The organism is Bacillus inaquosorum KCTC 13429 (assembly GCF_000332645.1).
In the GTDB taxonomy this organism is placed as follows: Bacteria; Bacillota; Bacilli; order Bacillales; family Bacillaceae; genus Bacillus; species Bacillus inaquosorum.
Map to the genome: position 1 here is coordinate 128,095 of NZ_AMXN01000002.1, position 21,746 is coordinate 149,840.

At 42.3% G+C, this 21,746-nt stretch carries 26 protein-coding genes, 1 tRNA gene and 1 pseudogene; 6 read left to right on the top strand and 22 right to left on the bottom strand.

The genetic code is table 11. The features are described 5' to 3' along the window. Positions 1 to 22 precede the first annotated feature (22 nt). Both BSI_RS15900 and corA read right to left on the bottom strand, forming a co-directional pair. Positions 23 to 433, bottom strand: coding sequence for a CBS domain-containing protein (locus BSI_RS15900; RefSeq protein WP_003236965.1), 411 nt, complete (start codon positions 431 to 433; stop codon positions 23 to 25). 62 nt (positions 434 to 495) lie between these two features. Beyond that, on the bottom strand, positions 496 to 1,440 hold the full coding sequence (gene corA, locus BSI_RS15895; protein WP_003236968.1) for a magnesium transporter CorA: 945 nt from the start codon (positions 1,438 to 1,440) through the stop codon (positions 496 to 498). Between the two features lie 142 nt (positions 1,441 to 1,582). On the opposite strand from corA, the gene BSI_RS15890 reads away from it, so the two are divergent. Then, positions 1,583 to 2,911: a hemolysin family protein gene (locus BSI_RS15890; protein ID WP_003236970.1), complete on the top strand. Its 1,329-nt coding sequence runs from the start codon at positions 1,583 to 1,585 to the stop codon at positions 2,909 to 2,911. Positions 2,912 to 2,970: 59 nt separating this feature from the next. Here the strand turns inward: BSI_RS15890 and rsbRD are convergent, their stop codons facing one another. Next, the gene (rsbRD, locus tag BSI_RS15885; RefSeq protein WP_003236972.1) at positions 2,971 to 3,810 is read right to left on the bottom strand and encodes an RsbT co-antagonist protein RsbRD; all 840 of its coding nucleotides are present in this window, start codon (positions 3,808 to 3,810) and stop codon (positions 2,971 to 2,973) included. Positions 3,811 to 3,898: 88 nt separating this feature from the next. Here rsbRD and BSI_RS15880 point away from each other — a divergent pair. Further along, positions 3,899 to 3,969, top strand: a tRNA-Gln gene (locus tag BSI_RS15880). Between the two features lie 65 nt (positions 3,970 to 4,034). Here BSI_RS15880 and mgsR read toward each other — a convergent pair. Beyond that, a complete protein-coding gene (gene mgsR / locus BSI_RS15875) occupies positions 4,035 to 4,412 on the bottom strand; it encodes a transcriptional regulator MgsR (protein ID WP_003236975.1) in 378 nt (125 codons plus the stop codon). Positions 4,413 to 4,644: 232 nt separating this feature from the next. Between mgsR and BSI_RS15870 the strand changes: the two genes are divergently transcribed. Continuing rightward, positions 4,645 to 4,890, top strand: coding sequence for a DUF2626 domain-containing protein (locus tag BSI_RS15870; RefSeq protein WP_003236976.1), 246 nt, complete (start codon positions 4,645 to 4,647; stop codon positions 4,888 to 4,890). Between the two features lie 39 nt (positions 4,891 to 4,929). On the opposite strand, the gene BSI_RS15865 is transcribed toward BSI_RS15870, so the two are convergent. Next, positions 4,930 to 5,565 (bottom strand): MBL fold metallo-hydrolase, encoded by a 636-nt coding sequence (locus BSI_RS15865; protein ID WP_003236978.1) that lies wholly within the window; start codon positions 5,563 to 5,565, stop codon positions 4,930 to 4,932. A 156-nt stretch (positions 5,566 to 5,721) separates the two neighbouring features. On the opposite strand from BSI_RS15865, the gene BSI_RS15860 reads away from it, so the two are divergent. After that, positions 5,722 to 5,895 (top strand): DUF2759 domain-containing protein, encoded by a 174-nt coding sequence (locus BSI_RS15860; protein WP_003236980.1) that lies wholly within the window; start codon positions 5,722 to 5,724, stop codon positions 5,893 to 5,895. A gap of 37 nt (positions 5,896 to 5,932) precedes the next feature. On the opposite strand, the gene BSI_RS15855 is transcribed toward BSI_RS15860, so the two are convergent. The 12 genes and pseudogenes from BSI_RS15855 to BSI_RS15805 all read right to left on the bottom strand — a co-directional run bounded on the left by BSI_RS15855 (position 5,933) and on the right by BSI_RS15805 (position 16,194). Beyond that, complete coding sequence (locus tag BSI_RS15855; protein WP_003236982.1) at positions 5,933 to 6,241, bottom strand: MTH1187 family thiamine-binding protein; 309 nt, start codon at positions 6,239 to 6,241, stop codon at positions 5,933 to 5,935. Positions 6,242 to 6,243: 2 nt separating this feature from the next. Further along, positions 6,244 to 7,299, bottom strand: a complete 1,056-nt coding sequence (locus tag BSI_RS15850) for a YqgU-like beta propeller domain-containing protein (protein WP_003236984.1) — start codon at positions 7,297 to 7,299, stop codon at positions 6,244 to 6,246. 67 nt (positions 7,300 to 7,366) lie between these two features. Then, the gene (locus tag BSI_RS15845; protein WP_080030793.1) at positions 7,367 to 8,497 is read right to left on the bottom strand and encodes a M14 family metallopeptidase; all 1,131 of its coding nucleotides are present in this window, start codon (positions 8,495 to 8,497) and stop codon (positions 7,367 to 7,369) included. Positions 8,498 to 8,578: 81 nt separating this feature from the next. Next, on the bottom strand, positions 8,579 to 10,495 hold the full coding sequence (locus tag BSI_RS15840; protein WP_003236988.1) for an LTA synthase family protein: 1,917 nt from the start codon (positions 10,493 to 10,495) through the stop codon (positions 8,579 to 8,581). Between the two features lie 115 nt (positions 10,496 to 10,610). Continuing rightward, positions 10,611 to 11,576 (bottom strand): glucose kinase GlcK, encoded by a 966-nt coding sequence (glcK, locus tag BSI_RS15835; RefSeq protein ID WP_003236990.1) that lies wholly within the window; start codon positions 11,574 to 11,576, stop codon positions 10,611 to 10,613. Between the two features lie 10 nt (positions 11,577 to 11,586). Next, a pseudogene (locus tag BSI_RS15830) lies at positions 11,587 to 11,803 on the bottom strand (YqgQ family protein). Positions 11,804 to 11,916: 113 nt separating this feature from the next. After that, the gene (gene yqgP / locus BSI_RS15825; RefSeq protein ID WP_003236995.1) at positions 11,917 to 13,440 is read right to left on the bottom strand and encodes a rhomboid protease YqgP; all 1,524 of its coding nucleotides are present in this window, start codon (positions 13,438 to 13,440) and stop codon (positions 11,917 to 11,919) included. An 88-nt stretch (positions 13,441 to 13,528) separates the two neighbouring features. After that, a complete protein-coding gene (gene yqgO / locus BSI_RS15820; protein WP_003236997.1) occupies positions 13,529 to 13,702 on the bottom strand; it encodes a protein YqgO in 174 nt (57 codons plus the stop codon). 64 nt (positions 13,703 to 13,766) lie between these two features. After that, complete coding sequence (locus BSI_RS15815) at positions 13,767 to 14,330, bottom strand: 5-formyltetrahydrofolate cyclo-ligase (protein WP_003236999.1); 564 nt, start codon at positions 14,328 to 14,330, stop codon at positions 13,767 to 13,769. 84 nt (positions 14,331 to 14,414) lie between these two features. Then, entirely contained in the window at positions 14,415 to 14,564 is a 150-nt protein-coding gene (gene rpmG, locus BSI_RS0120825) for a 50S ribosomal protein L33 (protein WP_003153056.1), read from the bottom strand. 83 nt (positions 14,565 to 14,647) lie between these two features. After that, positions 14,648 to 15,727, bottom strand: a complete 1,080-nt coding sequence (locus tag BSI_RS15810; RefSeq protein ID WP_003237001.1) for a glycosyltransferase family 4 protein — start codon at positions 15,725 to 15,727, stop codon at positions 14,648 to 14,650. Next, complete coding sequence (locus BSI_RS15805; RefSeq protein WP_032731887.1) at positions 15,724 to 16,194, bottom strand: hypothetical protein; 471 nt, start codon at positions 16,192 to 16,194, stop codon at positions 15,724 to 15,726. Before BSI_RS15805 ends, BSI_RS15810 begins: the two co-directional genes overlap by 4 nt. A 179-nt stretch (positions 16,195 to 16,373) precedes the next feature. On the opposite strand from BSI_RS15805, the gene BSI_RS15800 reads away from it, so the two are divergent. Continuing rightward, a complete protein-coding gene (locus tag BSI_RS15800) occupies positions 16,374 to 16,727 on the top strand; it encodes a hypothetical protein (protein WP_003226272.1) in 354 nt (117 codons plus the stop codon). After that, positions 16,724 to 17,188: an endolytic transglycosylase MltG gene (locus tag BSI_RS15795; protein WP_003237004.1), complete on the top strand. Its 465-nt coding sequence runs from the start codon at positions 16,724 to 16,726 to the stop codon at positions 17,186 to 17,188. Before BSI_RS15800 ends, BSI_RS15795 begins: the two co-directional genes overlap by 4 nt. 31 nt (positions 17,189 to 17,219) lie before the next feature. Here the strand turns inward: BSI_RS15795 and pstB (BSI_RS15790) are convergent, their stop codons facing one another. The 5 genes from pstB (BSI_RS15790) to BSI_RS15770 form a co-directional block, all read right to left on the bottom strand. After that, a complete protein-coding gene (pstB, locus tag BSI_RS15790; RefSeq protein ID WP_003237005.1) occupies positions 17,220 to 18,002 on the bottom strand; it encodes a phosphate ABC transporter ATP-binding protein PstB in 783 nt (260 codons plus the stop codon). A gap of 10 nt (positions 18,003 to 18,012) precedes the next feature. Next, positions 18,013 to 18,822, bottom strand: coding sequence for a phosphate ABC transporter ATP-binding protein PstB (pstB, locus tag BSI_RS15785; protein ID WP_003237006.1), 810 nt, complete (start codon positions 18,820 to 18,822; stop codon positions 18,013 to 18,015). A 20-nt stretch (positions 18,823 to 18,842) separates the two neighbouring features. Then, positions 18,843 to 19,727 (bottom strand): phosphate ABC transporter permease PstA, encoded by an 885-nt coding sequence (gene pstA, locus BSI_RS15780; protein ID WP_003237008.1) that lies wholly within the window; start codon positions 19,725 to 19,727, stop codon positions 18,843 to 18,845. After that, positions 19,727 to 20,656, bottom strand: coding sequence for a phosphate ABC transporter permease subunit PstC (gene pstC / locus BSI_RS15775; RefSeq protein WP_003237011.1), 930 nt, complete (start codon positions 20,654 to 20,656; stop codon positions 19,727 to 19,729). The genes pstA and pstC overlap by 1 nt, the downstream gene beginning before the upstream one ends. A 69-nt stretch (positions 20,657 to 20,725) precedes the next feature. Then, the gene (locus BSI_RS15770) at positions 20,726 to 21,628 is read right to left on the bottom strand and encodes a phosphate ABC transporter substrate-binding protein (RefSeq protein WP_003237013.1); all 903 of its coding nucleotides are present in this window, start codon (positions 21,626 to 21,628) and stop codon (positions 20,726 to 20,728) included. Positions 21,629 to 21,746 lie beyond the last annotated feature (118 nt).

The following is a 21,746-nucleotide window of genomic DNA, read 5'->3' on the forward strand; positions in this document are numbered from 1 at the left end:
GCCTGCTTCACTCCATCTTTCATTATGCTGATTTAGAAATTTCACTTAATGCTTCACCGGCTTTTTGATCTGTATCTTTCTCAACGGAAAGATCGCCTAACGCAACAATACCGGCAATTCGTTCGTTTTCAAGAATCGGTAAACGGCGGATTTGGTGCTCTGACATAAGCTGACCCGCTTCTTCAGCAGACATTTCAGGATGGCCGGATACGATGTCAGCGCTCATGATGTCACTTGCTTTTGCATCCATCTGATTTTCAGCTAAGCATCTCGTCACAATATCTCGATCAGAAACAATCCCCTGAAGTGTGCCATTTTCACAGATTGGAATAGAACCGACATTGGAGTCTCTCATCTTCTTCGCTAGTTCAGTCATTGAAGCGGTTAGTTCACTGCATTCTACATTCTTCGTCATGATGTCTCTTATTTTCATTTCCATTCCTCCTTTACCTTGTTCTATTTATCCTTTATCCGCTGCACAGAAAATGAAACATCCTACAGTGTTCGCCTTTTCTTTTTCTTCTTACGTTCCTGCAGCATATCTCCCGTCCAGCCCTTTTTCTTCAGATACAGGTAGATCAGGACCGTAGAGGTGATAATCAATAAGAGGGAAAAGAGATATCCGTATTTCCAATTCAGCTCAGGCATCACTGAAAAGTTCATCCCCCAGAGGGCGCCCAGTGCTGTAATCGGCGTAAAAAGCGTCGTAAAAATGGTCAGCGCTTTTACAATTTCATTTCCCCTGTGAGAAGTAATGACTTCCTCTGAATGCAGCAGATTGTTAAGCTCCCCTTCAAATTCGCTGATGTATGTAAACCCCCTGTCAATTTTGAGGTGTGTCCGCTGATAATCCTTTTTTCCTTCATTTTGAGGCAAAAAGGTTTCATTCAACGCCATTTCAATTTTTTTGGCGCTTAGGATTAAGTTTTTCCAGATCATCAGCTCATGGCGCAGGAGATGGACGCGGTTTAAAATGCTTTTGCTATTGTCGTCTTTGATTTGCCATCTGAGCTTTCTTAGCTTTACTTCAAATTCATCAACACCGATTAAATACGCATTCATTAATTCGCCGAGAAGAATCAAAAATCCCTCTATAGCATTGTCCGCTCTTTCCATTTGTTGGACAACTTGTTTTCCCTTAATCCCTTTCAAAATCGAAAAATCAAAGTTAATTGTAAAAAAATATTGCCTGGTAATATAAAAGTGAAAAACGGTATGGTCTTTTTCCTCACCCAGCCCTTGATCATATACAATCGAGCCAAATACCGCTTCATTTTCTGTTTCAGTCGTGTCTACGCGCAAAAAATTAATATGGTGATTATTTTCAAACCACTTTTCACATTGAGGCCAGTGAGAAAAATGGATCAGATCTCTTGCCTTATTTCTTTCCTGAGGCCCCATTTGGTACCAAAACCAATCCTTTCCCGTATGTGCCTTCATGTCAAGCTCCTCCAAACTTTTGTTCTTTTATTCTTTAATTGCCCAAGAAAGGCATCGCTAAACCAGTGGCCGCTTCAACTCATGTTTGATGAGCATTTTCCGGTGGTATGGAATGTAGAAAGACATCGGAAAAGGGAGGTGCATGCCTTCCTTGGAGAAGGCAGTTGTTTTGGAATTTATCAATTTACTAGCAGTCGCTATTCTCATTTTGCTAACAGGATTTTTTGTCGCCGTAGAATTTTCAATCGTAAAAGTGCGGCGATCCAGAATTGATCAGCTTGTCGCAAAGGGAAAGAAAGGTGCTAAAGCGGCAAAGCATGTCATCACTCACCTTGATGAATATTTATCAGCCTGCCAGCTGGGCATTACAGTTGCAGCTTTAGGACTGGGCTGGCTTGGGGAACCGACCGTGCAAACCCTGCTTCGGCCGCTTTTTCATAAAGCAGGCTTAAATGAATCGCTTACCCACCTTCTTTCACTTGTCATCGCCTTTTTAACGGTGACGTATTTAAATGTCGTCATCGGGGAGCTGGCGCCAAAGAGTTTCGCCATTCAAAAAGCAGAAAGCATTACCTTGATGCTTGCCAAACCGCTTATCTGGTTTTATAAAATCATGTTTCCATTCATTTGGCTGCTGAACCACTCTGCCCGGTTGATTACAGGGTTGTTTGGGCTGAAGCCGGCGTCAGAGCATGAGCTGGCGTATACGGAGGAAGAGCTGCGGGTTCTTTTGGCAGAAAGCTATAAAAGCGGTGAAATCAGAAAAAGCGAGTTAAAATACATGAATAATATCTTTACCTTTGATAAACGAATGGCAAAGGAAATCATGGTGCCGCGAAATGAAATGGTCAGTTTGTCACTTGATGAAGACTCCATTCCAAATCTGCAGGAAACAGTGAAGCAAACAAAATATACACGGTACCCAGTTGTCAGAGAAGATAAAGATAATGTCATTGGCGTAATCAATATGAAAGAAGTGCTGTTTTCAATGCTGACGAAAGATTTCTCACTCAAAAAGCAGCAAATTGAACCTTTCATTCAGCCTGTTATCCACGTTATTGAGACAATTCCTATTTATAAATTACTGCTGAAGATGCAAAAGGAACGCACTCATATGGCGATCCTCATTGATGAATATGGCGGGACTTCCGGTTTGGTTACTGTTGAGGATATTATCGAAGAAATTGTAGGAGAAATCCGTGATGAATTTGATGCCGATGAAGTGCCTCATATCCGCGAGCTCGGAAAGAATCACTACTTATTAAATGCAAAATTATTAATCAGCGATGTGAACAACCTGCTTGGAACAGATTTATCAGACGCAGAAGTGGACACCTTGGGCGGCTGGTTTCTGACACAAAACATAGACGCCGAGCCTGAAAGTGTCATTGAATATGATGGTTACTCTTTTAAGGTAAAAGACATCGACAGCCATCATATTTTATTTATTGAAGTTAAAAAAGCTGAATAGCCCGATGGTGGCTGTTCAGCTTTTCCCAGAATGAACATGGCTGATTATTAAACGGTATATCATGACTCTTCTATCTTAAATCCTTTATTGGCCAGGGCTTTAGCAAGACTTTGCTCAGTTTTTACATTCGAAAAATCCAGACCCAGTTTCACCACAGTTTGGGCAATTTCCGGCCTGATTCCTGAAATAATCGTCTCAATTCCGAGCAGCTTGGTGCTGTCAATCACTTTAAAAATTTGATAGGCCACCATTGTATCGACGATGGGAACGCCCGAAATATCTAAAAATAAATACGAGAGCTTTAACGCTGAGCACTGTTGCAGCACCGACTCCAAAATTGTCCTCGCTCTGTACGTATCAATTTCACCAACAAGCGGTAGAATCCCTATCCCGTCAGAAATCGGCATAATCGGCGCACTCAATTCATTAATCATTTCCTTTTGCGCGTTTAATTGGATCATGGTGACCTGGTGATATTCTTCAGTAAACACTTCGATGATCTCATCAATGGTTTGATTCAAAATCTGGCTCCACTCATAAATGTCCTGAATACTGATTTCTTGAGAAGAGGCTTCGCTGAATTTCTGAAGCCATTCAAAAATGATGTGTCTAAAAGCGTTAAACTGGCCGACACTTTCTGTTACACTCACTTCATGAACGGCACGGTCTCTGGCGCATTGAAGAGACCATTGATTGAGCTCATCCTTTACATCTTCTGCTTTACTAAGGGATTTCGCCACGATGGTCACTAATGATTCATGCTGGTCTTTTAACTTTTGTTCTAATTTTTGCTGATCTTTAACGGAATACAGCCAGCTTCCCTTTGACGAGCAAGTTTCCAGCCATTGTTTGATAATATCTTCTTTGTGCTCTGTTACATGCTGATCAAGAGCTATCATCTTAATGAGCTACCTCCTATTTTTTCAAAAAATATATGCTTCATATGTATAACGCGTCTGCCTTTACACATACTATGTTTACATTCAATGGGCTATAGCCAAGCGGTAAGGCAATGGACTTTGACTCCGTGATCGTTGGTTCGAATCCAGCTAGCCCAGTTTCTGAACAGGTGAAAAACCGAAGATAAGCTGATTCATATAATCAGCGGATCTTCGGTTTTTCATCATGCAGATTGATGAACCGTTTTCTTCTTCGATAACTTCAACAGTTCTCCCGGATTATAACCGATCACCAGCTTTTTGTTGTCCACAAGAATCGGACGCCGCAAAAGCTTCGGCTTCTCGACTAAAAGTTCAAGCACTTCATTTACCGTCATCTCTTCGATGTTTAAATTTAAATTTTTGAAGGTCTGGCTTCTTGTCGCTAAAATTTCATCAATTCCTTCTGTCGTTAACGATAAAATGTACTTTAATTCTTCTACTGTCGGGGTCTCTCTAAATAAGTGCCGTTCGTTAAATTCAATTTGATGCGCTTTGAGCCAATGTTTTGTTTTTCGGCATGACGTGCAGCTTGGATATGAGTAAAAAATTAATTGTTTCATTCGTTTTTTTCCTCCTCAGTTAACCATCTCTTTGTAGAATAACTACCCGGATCATTTTTTCTTTAAACCATTTACAGAACTTTTTTTCGGATTATTTTTAAAAACCATTCATATAATAGAAAACGCAATCAAAGGAACAAATTCCATTTGTATAACAATAATGAAAATGTTTACATTTATAGGTGTGATCTATTATAATAACAGTCAGAGGGACTCTCGGGAGGGGATAAAAATGAATCGTATGTTCCGGGTGTTAGGATTTTGGACGGGAATTTTTGCAGTCATGTTTTATTTGGGTGATATGAAAGATGCTTCCCTTTTATTTTTTGGACAGACGATCTTATTTGTTTTTCTATCGTATTTGAATTTGACTGAACGCACGTATATTTATATTTTTGGCGCTTATTTAACGATTTTCTTCGCCGGCTTTACATATTACTCGATTTTCATTATGGTGCCCGGCGGCGGAGGCCATTAAATGCAAAAAGAGACAAACCTTATCGGTTTGTCTCTTTTTTTACAATGAAAACCCATTTAAAAACGGATTTTGATCCTGCTCAGTCCGTACGTCTGTTTCAGGACCGTGGCCGCTTAACACCAGCGTGTGCTCCGGCAGCGTAAGCAGTTTTTCATGGATAGACGTCAGCAGCGTTTCTTGATCGCCGCCTATTAAATCCGTACGCCCTATGCCGCCTTGAAACAGGACATCTCCGGAGATCACCAAGTCTGCATCCTTCACGTAGTACGAAACACTGCCTGGCGAATGTCCCGGCGTAAATAATGTTTCCAAATGAAACGGCCCGATATTCAGTTCACCGTCTCCTTCAATCAGATGATCTGCAGGCTTAGCTGTGACTTCTATCCCCCGCAGCATGCCGGAGCCGTTTAAAGAGGCATCCGTAAGCCAATTCTTTTCATTCTGATGTAGGTAAACAGGGATATCCCATTTTTCCCTCACTTCATCTAGCGCCCCTATATGGTCAAAATGGGCATGTGTAAGCAAAATGGCTAAAGGCGTCAGCCCTTTTTCTTTTATGTATTGATTGATTTTATTTCCTTCGCCGCCCGGATCAAAAATCAGGCATTGATCATCATTGATGAGAAAATATGCGTTCGCTTGAATCGGCCCTACTGGCATCCGTCTCCATTTCACTTGTATCACCTCTTTCTTTTCTATGCTCCTATTATGAAGGTTTTTGAAAAAAGATTCAAACAATCGCAATGAAAACGCTATCGACAAACATATAAAAAACAGGTAGAATAAAAATGGAAAGAATTGCAGGTTTTTCAATGTAAAGGGGGCTGCGTAATGTTACTTGTCGTGATTTTCGGCCTTGTCGCTCTTTTCGCTTTATGGGGAGTCTTGCGTTCTGTTAAAAATAAAAATATACTTGGCTTTTTATTAGCCGGCGCCACCTTATTTGTCTTTGGCTGGTTTACAGTGATGACAGTAATAAACAGCGGCTATCCAACCGCACATTAAAACCTGTATCCGATCGGATACAGGTTTATTTTTATTGCTATAAATGTTTATTGACACTTTCTATTTTGCTTTCAAGCGTTGTTTTTTTGTCACGCCTGTCATCGATACGGATGTTCGTTGCCACTCTGTGCAGCCCTTTTTGAAACGGTGCTTCGTGAATTGCCTGAATGACTGTGAAAAGGTCACTGAGTTCTCCCTCGATCAGCGTATTCATCGGTGTCAGCTGATATTTGATTTTTCCTTCAGCTTGATATCCTTCTAAAATCTTTTGCACATCGGCCACGTAAGCACTCACACTAGGTGTTTCCGTACCGATTGGGATAATGGTTACATCTGCAATAGCCATGGTTATTTCATCTCCTTTTGATCAATGATGAGTTGCTTCATTTCATGTGATTTCAATAAAATGATCTGCTCAAAATGAAAGCCGTATAATGCATATTTCCCGTTCGGAGATATTTGAATCGGCTCCATTTCCGGCAAAGTGAAAAGATCTTTTGCCTTTCCCGATGCCACATTGACAGCTGCGAACTTATATGCATCGCCGCTTTCTTTAAACGTATAAAACAGGCCTTTTGCTTCATCATAGTCATACTCCATCGGGGCCAAACTTGTATATTTCGTTTGGAGCGGCCATTCCGCTGTAACAGGCGATTTTGTTTGCGGCGTTTTAAACTGATACGTCCCTTTTTCTCCGGCAGCTGATTTGACAGTAAAACTCATTTGATGGAAAGAATCAAAGAAGAGAACGTCATCCTCGAGCTTCTGCTCCGTTTTAGAGACTGTATCGAACGTATATAATGGCCCTGACTTATCGTCTCTTCCCTCTTTTACATAATTAAATGTGTTTTTGGAGGTCCAATGAATAAACGGAACCTGTACCGGACTTAAGGAAGATTCGTCTTTTTTGGCATCCACCTGATATGTATGAAAGTCCCATTTTTCAGAGAATACCGTAACCATCATTTGATAAGGATCATACTGATTCCAAGCAGCCTCGAGCTCATACGTTTCGTATTCTTTTTGGTAAAGCGTCTCTCCTTTTGCATTAAGCAAAACCACTGCTGTCTTTTGGCTGTGCGTGACTTGCAGCAAAACCATCTGCTTCCTCGGGTTGATTTGAACATCAACGATTTGGCCATCCGTCCGATAGAGCTTTTTCGCTTTGCCTGTAAAGATGCGGTATGCAAAAAGCTCCGTTTTCGTAGGATCGGACGCTGTATATAAAATTGTGCTGTTAGTAAGCCAGCCTTCCACTCCCTCTGCTTTTTCCGCAGAAAGCGGAGTGATGTCTATTTCCTCATCTTTTGCCGCCGATGCCTGTTTTTGCTGCTGATGAGATGGTTCGCATGCCGATAAACTAAACAGCAATGCTGACAGCAGAATGAAACAAACTGATCTCATCAGCCTTCCCCTCCGATCATCTTTATTGTCGCATATTTTCTGCGGCATAAAAAAGAAAAAGTTTCAGTTACTCATGAAAAAATAACGCCCTCCATAAAATGCCGTTTGTCGCGTTATAAATATGTGTAAACTGCTTAAACGGCAAAGGGTTTTGACCTTTTCCAAGTTCCACCGTATACCCTTCTTTAAAATAATGGTGAATAAACCAATCGCGAAATCCCGCATAGCTGTCAATATCCCTTACTCCTTTATAAATGTTCCCGCTTAACTTCTCAAAATCCTTTATGACAGCAGCAGATTCTTCAGGCTCAAGGCCTTTATAGCCCCAATAAATTTCTTCCCCCTGTGTATGGAGGGCCAGCAGTCTGTCAGGCGGATTCACCGTTATCAGCCGGTACATCGCAATGGATTCCGGCTCCGTAAGCGGAGAGATTCCCGGAAAATCACGGTAGCTGGGTGCTGCCGGTTTGCGGTATTTTTCAATTTCCCATAACGACGGAAATTGTTTATTTAAATCGACCCCGTTTATGTTTGCCTTCCATTCATTAAAATTCGGACGATGATCATTTAGCCTTTCAAGCTCTTCTTTCCTGGCTCCCATGCCTTCTGATCCGTTCAAGACAAGATCAACGCCATCCGGATTGACAAGAGGAACGAGAGACAAGGATGTGCTGCTGAACAGCTTCATGGGAGAAAAGCCGAAGAAAGGCGAGTTGCAGCATAATGACATACAGTATTCCTTAAACCATTTTAGCAGGACAGATGTTGTGATCCACTCATTCGCATGAAATGAGGCGTTCATATGGACCTTTTTGGCGGTATGCTCTCCTCCAGCCTTCAGCTCCCAGATCGGCCTGCCGAGTACAGAACGGCCGATTTCCCGACATGAGACAAATGGAAACACATCAATGATCTTCTTTACTTCCTTTTCTACAGCTGAAAAATCATAGACTTTTTCTTGCTCCACCCAGTTATCAGAAAGGTCCAGCCGCCGAGGCTGTAAAAAGCTCTTTATGTCCTGAATGGTTTGAAGCTCCTTATCGTTATGTTCTTCTATAACATAACCAGGACAAAACAATTGATGTTTCTGTGCGGAGCGATTTGCACTTCTAAGCAGCTCCTCGTCTATCTGCAGCTCTCTCGCCACTCTGGCCAAATTGTGCTTGATCTCAGGTTTCACCTTAATAAACGCCATCATCATCCCCCTTTTTTGTTACTATATGACAGCGTGTTTAAAAAAAGAAAGCCTCCCGCTACTTTGATGCGGGAGGCTTTGTGATTACGATGCCTGATCAAGCATTTGTTTTTCATTTCGTTTTGACGAATTGTCCAGCCTTTTCTGATCATAAAATCGTAACAAATCTCCATATATGATTTCATCAGAAAGTAATAGCTCCTGTTTCGCTTTATCAGCAAATGCTTCACATTGTTTTGCCTCTTTTAACGGCTGTCCGGTCTCTTTATCATAACAAGCACCGTCAGTATATACGACCTGATTAGTGATAAAACTCCCGTCCCGGAGCACCGTAAAGTCCAGTTTTTCATCCGAAAGCAGATCGTTTCCGAATTGAATTTGATCTTTCGTATCAATCCCTAAAAGGTTCATCAGCGTCGGCCTGATATCAATCTGCCCGCCTACTGTTTCAAAGGTTTGCGGTTTTTTATCGGTAATACCGGGAATATGAATGACAAGCGGCACTTTTTGGAGCTGAACTTCTTCAAATGGTGTAATCTCTTTCCCTAAAAATTGCCCCATCGCTTCATTATGGTTTTCCGATATACCATAATGGTCACCGTATAATACGATAATAGAGTTGTCGTATAACCCGTCTTCTTTCAGCTTTTCGATGAACCGTTTCAGCGCCTCATCCTGATAGCGCACTGTCGGGAAATATTTGTTTAGTGTCTGGCTGCTTGAATCGTATTCATCAATTAATTTATCCTCTTCATCAAGATCAAACGGGAAGTGGTTCGTAAGAGTGATTAGCCTCGAATAAAACGGCTGAGGCAGATTTTTCATCAGCTCTGAAGATTGCTCAAAAAATTCTTTATCCTTCAGTCCCCAGCCGACTGAATTTTTGTCAGTTACTTCATAGGAGTTAATATCAAAAAACGAATCATATCCAAAAGAGTCGTACATTAAATCCCGATTCCAAAAACTTTTATTATTAGCGTGAAGCACAGCTGAATAGTAACCGTTGTTTTTCAAAATCTCGGGTGCCGCCATGTATTGGTTGCCCGCATTTGTAAAAAACACGGCGCCTCGTCCAAGCGGATACAGTGAATTGTCCACGATAAATTCAGAATCCGATGTTTTCCCTTGGCCGGTTTGGTGGTAAACATTATTAAAGTTGTAGCTCTTTTTTATAAAGTCATTCAGAAAAGGCGTGATTTCTTCTCCATTCACCTTTTCATTGATCACAAAGCTTTGCGTTGACTCTAAGGATACGAGTATGACGTTCCTTCCTTTCGCAGCGCCGAATAAGCTTTTGTTGGCATCTTTCGCATTAGCGGTTACGTAGTTTTCAATTTCCGTCAGGCTGTTGCTGTCAGCCAATGCCCTTTGTGCGGACTGCTTTGACTGAAGAACACCGTCGTAAATATGAAAATTAAATAGGCTGATGTTTTTAACAAGCATTTCCCTGTCAAATGAGCGTGTCAATAGCTGAGGTCTTTCCGCCTCAGACAAGCCCAGGTTGAAGAAATAAACAGAAGCAACAAACAAAAAATATGCCGCCCGTTCATTTTTCGTGGAAGGAATGTCCGATTGGAAAGCTTTTTGCCGGATGTGCAGCCATAGTAATACCGCAATATCTACAGCCAATAGGAGGTCTGTCGGCTCAAGAAGTGTTCCGATGCTGCTGCCGAGATCACCCATATTGCTCGTTTGAAAAAGAACAGGGATCGTTAAGAAATCATTGTAAAAACGATAAAAAACCATATTAGCCAGCAATACAAACGTGACAAGACAGCTCATCGCGATAATATAGCGATTTCTGTTTTTGCCTTTTAAAAACAGGCTGAAGCCAAAGATGAGCAGCAAAAAGCTCAATGGGTTGATAAACAAAATAAATTCCTGCGTTAGATTGTCAATTTTAATATGAAAACTGGTTTTGTAAACAGCATACGTTTTCAGCCACATCAATATAATGGCAATCAGCATAAATGAAATCTTCGAAAAAAACGTTTTTCGCATTTCAACCTCCTATGCAGCACGCTCAAAAAATCAGTCTATTCCCAACATTCTCATTAACACATCAAATTAAATCTTAACCTGAACATAACAAAAAATCAATTTCATTTACACAATTTTAACAATTTTGGTGTTTCAGCCATTCGTTTTTAGCGATCCAAGCGCCTCCGATAACGCCGGCATCATTTCCAAGTGCTGCAATTGAAATATCAGCAGCTTCTGCTGCCCGCGGAAACGCGCATTTGCGGAATGTTTTCTCGACTTTTGATCTCAGCAGTTCGCCGGCTTTCGATACGCCGCCGCCAATAACGATTTTTGACGGGTTAAGCGAGCTTGCCAAATTTCCGAGCACCAAACCAAGGTGCTTGGCTACATAATCCACCACTTCAAGGGCCATTTCGTCATTTTCACCCGCTGCTTCAAATACATCCCGCGCTGACAATTGCTCAGTTGCTTTTAAACGTGTCGTCTGCCTAGCATTTGCTATTTTCTCTTTTGCAATTCTTACAATTCCGGTTGCCGACGCAATCGTTTCGATACAGCCCGTTTTGCCGCAGTTGCATGGTGCTCCGCCTTCAGGAATGCTGCAAATATGGCCGATTTCCCCGCCGGCGCCATTTATGCCATGTACAATTTCACCATTTACAATAATGCCGCCGCCAACTCCTGTGCCAAGCGTCACGAGAATGACGTCTTTCGCGCCGTCACCCGCTCCCTTCCACATTTCTCCGAGCGCAGCAATATTCGCGTCGTTTTCTATAACAGCCGGGATGCCGGTTTCTGTCTCCAGATGGTTCTTTAAAGCATAGTTTTTCCACCCCAGATTTACCGTTTCATAAACGACTCCTGCCGCCATATCTACAGGGCCTGGTGCGCCCATTCCGATGTATTTGATGATATGCTTCGGTTTTTGCAGCTCATCCAGCTTGCTGTCAATTGTTTTTGCGATTGTAACGGTAATGGTGTCGCCGGTTTTATCAGTCGGGACTTCCCACTTATGCTGAATTTCACCATATTGATTAATAAAAGCGAGTTTAATCGTCGTTCCTCCCAGATCAATGCCCGCAAACCATATCTCGTCCATTTTTATCACCCTAGCCTTTACATATATCTCTTCCGTTTTTTTGTTTGTTCCAATTCTTTTCGAAGGACAGCTGCCGCTTTGGCCCACTGCTCCTTCTCAATCATGTGGTTCATGTATAATTCCTTTAATTCATCCAGCATAAACTCAATTTCAAGCTCTCTGTCTCCAAAGTAAACAATGTGGCCAAACGTTTTTAACAGCTGCTGCACATCATATAATGTATTCATTTTCCTCACCATTCTTAATCTTAACTATTTAAGCGTATTCATATGGGAGCGGCCAGTCAAGAAGAAAACGCTGACAAAAAATCCAGCCTCCCTCCTTAGGCATATTCCGCTCCCTATGATTCTTTATTATTTTCAATTTGCTGCTGGAGCTCTTTGTACCGCTGCTCCTTCGGCTTAAATTTTACAGCCGACTTGATAGCCTCTTCTGCTTGACCAAGCTCATTTTTTTCCGCATACAGCAAGGCTAAATTGTAATATGAGGCATGATCTTTAGGTTCTTTTTCCACGACTCTTTCCAAAAGAGAAATCGCCTGATCATATTCGCCGATTTGAATATCAGAGACAGCCAAGATTTTCAAAAGATCGACTGAGGCATCTTTTTGCTCCGCTTCTCCGTTCAGCAATTCCGTTACTTCTTCATACTTTCCTTCCTGATACAGCTCACTTGCCTGCTGAATCAGGACTGACTCCTGGCGGGAAGGCGAATGCAATCCGTAATATAAAAACCCGGCCGCCAAAGCAATCAGCAAAACCGCTGACAACAATCTTTTTCCAAAGGCTCCGGCTTTGGGCAATCCAAGTGCGGCAGCTGCGAAAAAGCCGCCAATCAAGCCGCCAATATGTCCAGAGTTATCAATATTCGAAACTGCAAAACCGAAGCCAAGATTAATGATAATAATGACAATAATATTGGTGCCAATGGTTCTTAAAAACATTTTCCGATTTGACAAAGCTACATACAGCAGTGCGCCTAAACATCCAAATATGGCTCCTGAAGCGCCCGCTGAAGGATACGGGCTGAACACAAAGCTCGCGATTGAACCCGTAATGCCAGCCGCCAGATAAATCAGCAGAAATCTGCCCGAGCCGTACATCCGCTCAACTGCTGTACCAACCGACCATAAAGCAAGCGTATTAAAAGCTAAATGCGCTATGCCAATGTGAAGCACGATCGGAGTCAGGAGCCGCCACCATTCTCCGGCTGCAATCAGACTGTTTTCCTTTGCCCCAAAAGCGACCAGCGTCTGCGTATTTGTGCTGCCCCCGTTTAGTTCAAGCAAGAAAAACATTAAGACCTGAAGCGCGATGAATACATATGTAAAGATTGGTTTTCCGTTTTGAAAAACCGCCGCTTCATTTTTTCTCTGTTCTTCTTGTTTCAGTACGAGCGAAAGGAAGCGTTCTCTCGCCATTTGCGCGTCTTCAAACGAATCGCGGGCTTCTGTACATTCTTCTGCACGAATTGATGGGAAAACAGCTTGAAGGTCATCACGAAGCATCGTTCCCCTCACGATCGCCGGCTCAACTAAGACAGGTCCCTTCTCAAAAGGCTTTTCGGCGATCTCTTCCCAGTCATCAACAGGGGCTTCCGCTGAAAAAAATACATTCAGCAGCTTCATCTTGCGTCTGCCAAGTTGCTTTCTGGCTTGTTCTACTCGTTCAGCCTGCTCTTCGATATCTCTTGCCATTTCTTGCCGAAAATCAATATCATGTTTATAAAGGCGAACCAGATCATAAGAAGACTTGTCCGGTGCTTCCAGCCATATTTCACCTGACTCACCGGCTTGTATGACGCCATATCCGCTATTCACTAGGTGCTCCGCAGTTTTCCAATATGTATACTCCAACAAATACATGTTTACCGCTCCAATGGTTTTTTTTCATTATAACAGCTGGCGCTCCGAACGCCTACTGAAAGCAAAAAATCCCGTTTTTCACGGGATTTTAGAAAGCTTGCTGTATAAACTTATTACGGATAAACGGAATTCTTAAAAAGAAATGGATAAAAGACCGCCTGATACCCGGCTGGCTGAGTACGGTATTCATAAGACGGTAGCGATTTTGATAAAACATAACGGCAGAAACAGCAAAAATGGCATAAATCATAAGTTTTTTCATCTTATCCCTCCTGCCAATAGGGTTTGTCATTCTTTCTTATTTATTCTTGAATAATGAGCAGGAGTTATGAAAAACAAGACATGATCCGATCCTCTGTTATCAGCTTATGTACCGGGATGTCATGCGGCAGACGGGGGACGTGTGCAAACAGCTGGCACTCCAAAAGCAAAGAGACTGTCTTCCCTTTATAATCGCTTAAATAACGGTCATAATAGCCGCCGCCAAAGCCTATCCTAAACCCATCAGTATCAAAACAAACACCCGGAACGATCATCAAGTCAATTTGCGATCGTTTCACTTCTTTTGTTTTTTCAATCACCGGTTCAAGAAGTCCGGCGTAAACGGTTTCGAGCTGATCATCCGTCTGATATGTGCGAAATTGCATTTTCTTTGTGTCCGGGTCACATTTTGGAATACAAACTTGTTTCCCTTCTTCCCAAGCCTGCTCAATGACGGGGCGCGTCGGTATTTCCAGCCCTCTGGAGATGGTGACGGCAATGGTGCTGGCATTTTGCCACTCCGGCAGTGAAAACAAATGCTTGTACATACGTGCTGTTTTTTGAAGAAGATCTTCACTTGATACAGCAGATAGTGCCTCCATCGTCTTTTTTCTTATTTGTGATTTCATCTCTCATCCCCCTCGGAATAGAAAAAAAGCCAGAACCTTTTTCAAAGCTCTGGCTTTTTTCTTACACCTTAAACAGCTAGGCTGTTATTTTGTTTCACGGTGTAACGTAGATTTTTTATCACGTGGGCAATATTTTTTAAATTCAACGCGGTCTGGATTGTTGCGTTTGTTCTTTTTAGAAATATAGTTACGCTCACCACATTCAGTGCAAGCCAAAGTAATATTAACGCGCATTATTTTCCCTCCAAACTAAAATCATTTACTTATTCAGACTTATATATAATACCACTATAATGGACGGAAAGCTAGGCTGTTTTTCAATGAATTGCTGAATTATTGATGATACGCTTATAAAGCTGCAAATATGATTCCGTAATGAGCCGGGGATGGTGAAGTTTGATCACTTGTTGTCTGCCGGCTTCTTTTATCCGGCATGCTTTTTCCCGGTCTTTTAATAACCTGTCCAGCAGAACAGCCGCTTCCTCTGCACGCGTAAAATCAACGGTGATTGCCGTTTTGTCATGAACCGCATAGTCACAAAAACCACCCGATGGAGAAACAGCAGTCAGCACACCTTGTTCCATGCTTTCTTGCGCGGCAAGCCCAAACGGCTCATAAAAACTAGGAAATACAGCCATTTCACAGTGAGACAGAAACGCTCTGATGTCTCTTCTGTGCAAAAACGGCAGGAACATGACACGTTCCTTCAAGTTCAATGCCTCAGCCAATTTCTCATAGGAGGACAAAGACGGCCCTTCCCCAGCCAGCACCAAATGCAGGTCAGGCTGACGTTGCCTCAAGATAGCAAACACCTTTAACAGATGAGTAAACCCCTTTTCAGGAACAAACCTTCCAAACGAAAATAGGAACCTTCTATTCATGCTCTTTGGTATTTTCCCCTTTTCTTCTTCCATAGATGCAGGGCTCGGGATAACGGATATTTTTTTACCTGCTGTCTTATCAAGAGACCGTTTCATAAAAGTGCTTAATACAATCAGTTCATCAGCGGATTCTATAAGGAGCCTTTCGGTCTGCAGTCGGTATGGGTGCGGTGCTTCTTGGCACGCCTTCTTCCTTTCGCTTTCAAGACCATGGATTGTCGCAGCAAGCGGAAGATCAAGCTGTTGTTTCAAATAATAAGCAGCAGGGGCTGTCATGTCGTCATGGGCATGAATCAGATCAAAGCGTTCATTGCAGGATAACATATGCTGAACCATTGCAAAGTTGGCATCAGCTATGAAATCTTCAAACTGCGCATATGAAAACAGCTTCCTGCTTGGAGTGCAAACCGTTATGTTGATATGCGGTTTTAAATAGGAAATGAGACGGTTTAAATGGACCCCGAGCCCGCTTTTCGGCTCATGAGGATGTTCGAGAGTCAGCATGAGAACGTTCATCGTTCTTTTTCCCCTCTCCCATAACAGGTGTAAGCAGAAAATTGCTTCTCCCATCTGGTGTGCCCGTCCTCAATCTGAAAGCTGTTTATATCGCTAACCCCATTTTCCGCAAGATAGATGTCCTCTGTATCGGCGAGCTTGAGCGTCACATTCATAGAATTAACGATTCTGTACTCAGCCCGATAGACAGCATCACCAGCCGCCTGTCCAATCGTCCATTCCCCTTTATCATATGTTGTGCGATTCGTCCTGACAGCTTCGATGCCTTTTCTTTTAATGACAATGCGCAATTCTTTTATCATATCCTGCGTTTTTTCGAAAAGCACCGCTTCAGCCAGCTGCATTGTTTCTTCTGAGATCTCCCAGCGTACGGTCAAGGTGTGAGCGTTTTGAATAATCATGTCGAATGTGTCCCTAAAAAAAGAAAGCCTATGTCGTATATTATAGAGAAATGGGTGTTTATCCATAGACTCCTACCATTCTCCTTTCCTATCGTTCACTCGGTGTCCCTATTAAACCATTACATAGAGAGGAAGCAAAGAAAGATTTCTCGACAAAATCTCGTTTTTTTCGCGAATTCCTTTAGAATCCATTGGTTTTATGGTATAAAAAAGAAGGATAAAAAAAGAATAGAAGGTGATGAAACGTGGAAATTGCTATTATTGCGTTGTTTATCGTCAGTATAGCGCTAATTGCATTCTCATATTCTCAAAGAGATCCGATGAAAGATGTAGAACAGGAGCTCGAAACACTGCAGCTTTCTGCGATGCAGGAAATTTACAAGCTCAAAAAGAAAATGACAGTGCTTGAGGAAGAATTACTGGAAACAAACCTTGTCATCCGCAAATCAAAGCATAGCGACATCAATCAAAAGATCGCCAAACAAATACTTTCTAAATATAATAACGGCATGTCCGCTGAAGCGATTGCTAAAGCTGAGCATGTATCAGTGGAAGACGTAAATACGATTATCAAAGATAACGAGAAGGTGCTCGTATGACAAAACGGGGCATTCAGGCATTTGCTGGCGGCATTATTTTAGCGACAGCCGTTCTCGCAGCTGTTTTTTATCTGACAGACGAAGATCAGGCCGCTGCTGTAAAAGAAAGTAAAACAGTAACCGAACAAGAAGTGAACAATTACCTCGATTCTAAAAAAATGGTTTCTGTTAACCGTGATGAATATCAAAAACTTCTCGACTCAAAAGAGAAATCCTTGAGCAATGACAGCAGCTCAGGCACGAAAACAGACAAAGTAAAAACGTACAAGCTTACCATTAAAGATGGCATGAGCACTGCAGATGTATCAGATATTCTTGAAAAAGAAGGCATCATCTCCTCGGCTCAAGACTTTAACGACTATGTCATTGATGCCGGCTATCACAAAGAAATCCGCGCCGGAGAGTTTAAAGTAAAATCAGACATGAGCTTCAAAAAGATCGTAAAAACGTTAACACGATAAAAAAACAGGCTGACTGTCAGCCTGTTTTTATTTATCCAAACTTTCCTGTAATGTAATCGAGAGTTCTTTGATCCTGCGGGTTTGAGAACATTTTATTGGTATTGTCGCATTCAACAAGCTCGCCCATGTAGAAAAAGGCGGTTTGATCAGAAACCCTTGCTGCCTGCTGCATGTTATGCGTGACGATTACAATGGTATATTTATTTTTCAGCTCAAGAATGAGTTCTTCAATTTTTCTCGTTGAGATTGGATCCAGTGCAGATGTCGGTTCATCCATCAGCAAAATATCAGGATTTGTCGCTAGCGCTCTGGCGATACAAAGACGCTGCTGCTGGCCGCCTGATAACGAAAGGGCGGATGAATGCAAACGATCCTTCACCTCATCCCATAACGCCACGTCTTTTAATGACTTTTCCACAATGTCTTGAAGCTTCTTTTTATTTTTGGTGCCGTGGACTCTCGGTCCGTAAGCGACATTATCAAAAATGGATTGCGGAAACGGGTTCCCTTTTTGGAATACCATGCCGATATTTTTTCGTAAATCCACGATATCCACTTTATCCTTTAAAATGTTGCTGCCATTATAGTTCAGCTCACCTGCAAGCTTTACATTCGGCGTCATTTGAATCATTAAGTTCAGTGTTTTGATGAAGGTTGATTTCCCGCATCCTGATGGCCCGATGATCGCCGTGACCTCGTTTTCATGAATGCTCAAATTGATATTTTTTAAGGCATGATTCTGTCCATACCATAAGTTCATTCCATTGACTTGATAAACTTCCTGTTTCATTACAGCTTCGGTAGCAATACTCATTGCCGCCCTCCTATCCGAATTTCCCGTTAATATAATCCTCTGTTTTTTGCTTCTTCGGACTTGTAAAAATCTGTTCAGTCTGTCCGTATTCTACAAGCTCGCCGTTTAAAAAGAACGCCGTCCGATCAGAAACCCGCAGAGCCTGCTGCATATTGTGCGTGACAATAATAATCGAGTATTCGCTTTTCAATTCTGTAATTAATTCTTCTATTTTTGCATTTGAAATCGGATCAAGCGCTGAAGCTGGTTCATCCAGCAGAAGAACAGCCGGCTTCATCGCAAGCGTTCTCGCGATGCATAAACGCTGCTGCTGGCCGCCTGATAATGAGAGTGCAGATGAATGCAAACGGTCCTTCACCTCATCCCAGAGCGCTGCTTTTGTTAAGCTTTCTTCCACAATCTCATCTAAAACAGCTTTATTCCGCTCTCCGGCATATTTCAATGCATGTGTGATATTGGCATAGATCGATTTCGGAAATGGATTCGGTTTTTGGAAAACCATTCCGATTTCTCTTCTTAAGCTGACAACGTTAATATTGCTGCCCAGTATATTTAGTCCTTCATAAAGGATTTCACCCTCAGCTCTTGCAGAAGGAATTAAATCATTCATTCGGTTAATATTTCTCAAAAAAGTAGACTTTCCGCATCCTGACGGCCCAATCAAAGCGGTCACCGCGTTCTTTTCAATATCCATATTCACGTGGTGAACTGCTTGTTTATTTCCGTAAAATATAGACAGATCTTTCACTTCAAGCACGTGGCGCTGCTTCGGAACGAAAACAGCACGTTCAGGCTTTTCTTTTACCATTTGTTCAGACATGATTTTCGCCTCTTTCCGTTCTAATTTGCCGTAAGCTTTTTGTAGATCATCGTGCCAAGCCATCTCGCTGCGAGATTAAACACAAGAACAGAAATGACCAGCACCGCAGAACCTCCGTTGGCAATCGCTTCAGCATCCGGAATCATTCCTTGCGTATTTACGTTCCAAATGTGGACCGCCAGTGTTTCAGCGGGCCTGAAAATATTAAGCGGAGATGTTTCAGAAAACGGGTTCCACTCTGTAAAATTAAGACGTGGCGTTGTCAGACCGGCTGTAAATAATAGTGCCGCCGCTTCTCCGAACACCCTTCCTGACGCTAAAATCGCTCCTGTGATGATAGAAGGGATCGCACTTGGAATTAAAACTGTTTTTACGGTATGCCAGCGCGAAACACCTAAAGCGAGAGATGCTTCCTTCAGATCTTTAGGGACTGTACGGATCGCGTCTTCTGTCACACGCACCATGACAGGAAGGTTAAAAACAGTTAACGCAAGCGCACCGCCTATGATCGTATATCCCCAGCCTGTTAAGTTGACAAACATCAGTAATCCAAACATCCCAATGACAATAGACGGAAGAGATGAAAGCACCTCTATACATGTTCTGATGAAATCAGTCACTTTGTTATTAGGCGCGTACTCAGCCATGAACACTCCGCCGCCCACACCGAGCGGGATTGTAATCAGCATGGTAATAAACAAGATATAAAAGGAGTTAAACAGCTGGTCACGTATTCCTCCTCCAGCTGCAATGGCACTCGATTTTGTTGAAATAAAGTCGAAGCTGAGCTGAGAAACACCGTTGATAATAATATAGGAAAACAAGCCTACTAGAATTGCAGCGATAATGGCTGCACACAAACCAAACATTCCAGTCGCCAGTTTATCTGTTATTTTGCGGTTCATTACACTTTCCTCCTAGATGACAAGTAGCGAATAAGCAGGATGAACAAGAATGACATCACCAGAAGCACTAGCCCCATTGACCAAAGCGTATTATTTTCAACGCTGCCGTATGTGGTGTGGCCCATATTCAGTGTGATGATCGTTGTCAGTGTTCCAGCAGTGTCAAACAGGCTTTCCGGCAATACTCTTGTATTTCCAATGACCATCTGAACAGCCAAAGCTTCACCAAACGCCCGTGCCATACCAAGTACAACAGCTGTCATTAATGTTGGAAAAGCTGCAGGCACAAGTACTTTTCTGATCGTCTGCCATCTTGTTGCACCAAGCGCGTAAGAACCTTCTCTTAAACTCTTCGGAAGAGAAGCCATTGCATCTGCAGAGATCGATGTGATGGTCGGCAGAATCATGACGGAAAGGACAATCGTTCCCGCCAATAAACTGTGCCCTGTCCCGCTCGATTTGAATTGGGCGATAAACGGCACCAATACTGTAAGACCTATGAATCCATAAACAACAGATGGAATGCCGACTAAAAGCTCAATCACCGGCTGCAGCACTTTCTTTCCCCAATTCGGCGCAATTTCTGTCATAAAAATCGCACCTGCAATGCCAAGCGGCGCAGCAATGAGGGCAGAAAGAATCGTTACTGCAAATGATCCAAAAATAAATGGCAGCACGCCATATTTCGGATCAGCATCTGTAGGGTTCCAATTTAGACTCGTTAAGAATTCAATTGGGCTTACACCATTTACAAGAAAAGATTGCAGCCCCTTAACGCCGAGGAAAATGGTGATCGCAACAGATGCCGCAATCATAATAAGCGCACAAGCTGTCACAATCATTCTTCCCCGAACTTCATCCAATTGCCGATTTTGCCTTGAGCTGATTAAACGCTTGCTCACAGACATATTTTCTCTATTGTTTATCATTGTTTTACACTCCTATGAATGTGTTAAGAGGAGAAACGGTTGTCCCCGCACTCCTCTTTTTATTAAAGATCAGCTTTGCTTCCCGTTGGCATCGCGTGTCACTTTCATATCAGTAACCGGAATGTAGCCTTGGTCAGTAACAATGCTTTTTTGAATGTCTTCACTCTTTAGATAATCTAGAAATTCTTTGGCTAAATCTGTCGCTTCACCTTTTGTATAAGAATGTTGATAAGCCCAGATCGGATACTCGCCAGTTGTCACATTTTTTGCTTCAGGTTTTACACCATCAATAGATAGAGCAGTTACTTTGTCATCTGTTAAATATGAGAATGCAAGATATCCAATCGCTCCCGGAGTATCAGCAATGATTTTTTTCACAGTGTTGGAGGAATCTTCAGTAATGCCTTCTGCAGGTTCTTCTCCGTCAAGCGCATATTTCACAAATGTAGCACGTGTGCCAGAAGAATCAGGACGGTTTACAAGTGTAATCTTTTGGTCTTTGCCGCCAAGCTCTTTCCAGTTTTTGATTTTACCAGTGAAGATTTTTTTCAATTCATCTTTAGAAATATCCTTCACACCAGCATCAGGGTTTACAGCTGCTGCCATACCAACGACTGCGACTTGATGATCGACAAGCGCTTTTGCATCGATACCTTCTTTTTCTTCAGCAAAAACGTCTGAATTCCCGATCTGAACAGCTCCTTCAGAGACTTGAGAAAGCCCTGTTCCAGAACCGCCAGCTTGCACCTGTATATCAGCATCAGGGTTTTCTTCCATAAATTTTTCTGCGGCTGCAAGTACTAATGGCTGCATAGCCGATGAACCAGAAATGGTTAAAGAACCTGATGCCTTTCCTTCTCCTTTTGCAGAATCGCTATTCGATTTTTCACTTTCTCCTGCATTTCCGCATGCAGCTGCAATGATCATAAAAGCAGCCATCAGAAGCATAAGCACCAATTTGTTTTTTTTCATTTCCTGAATTCCCCCTGCGTATAATGTGTAATTTGTCCTACACGTATAGAGTAAAGGTTCTATGTAAAAAGGGTTTGAATCGAATGTTAAGGTTTTGTAAATCAGTGCGTTTTTTTGT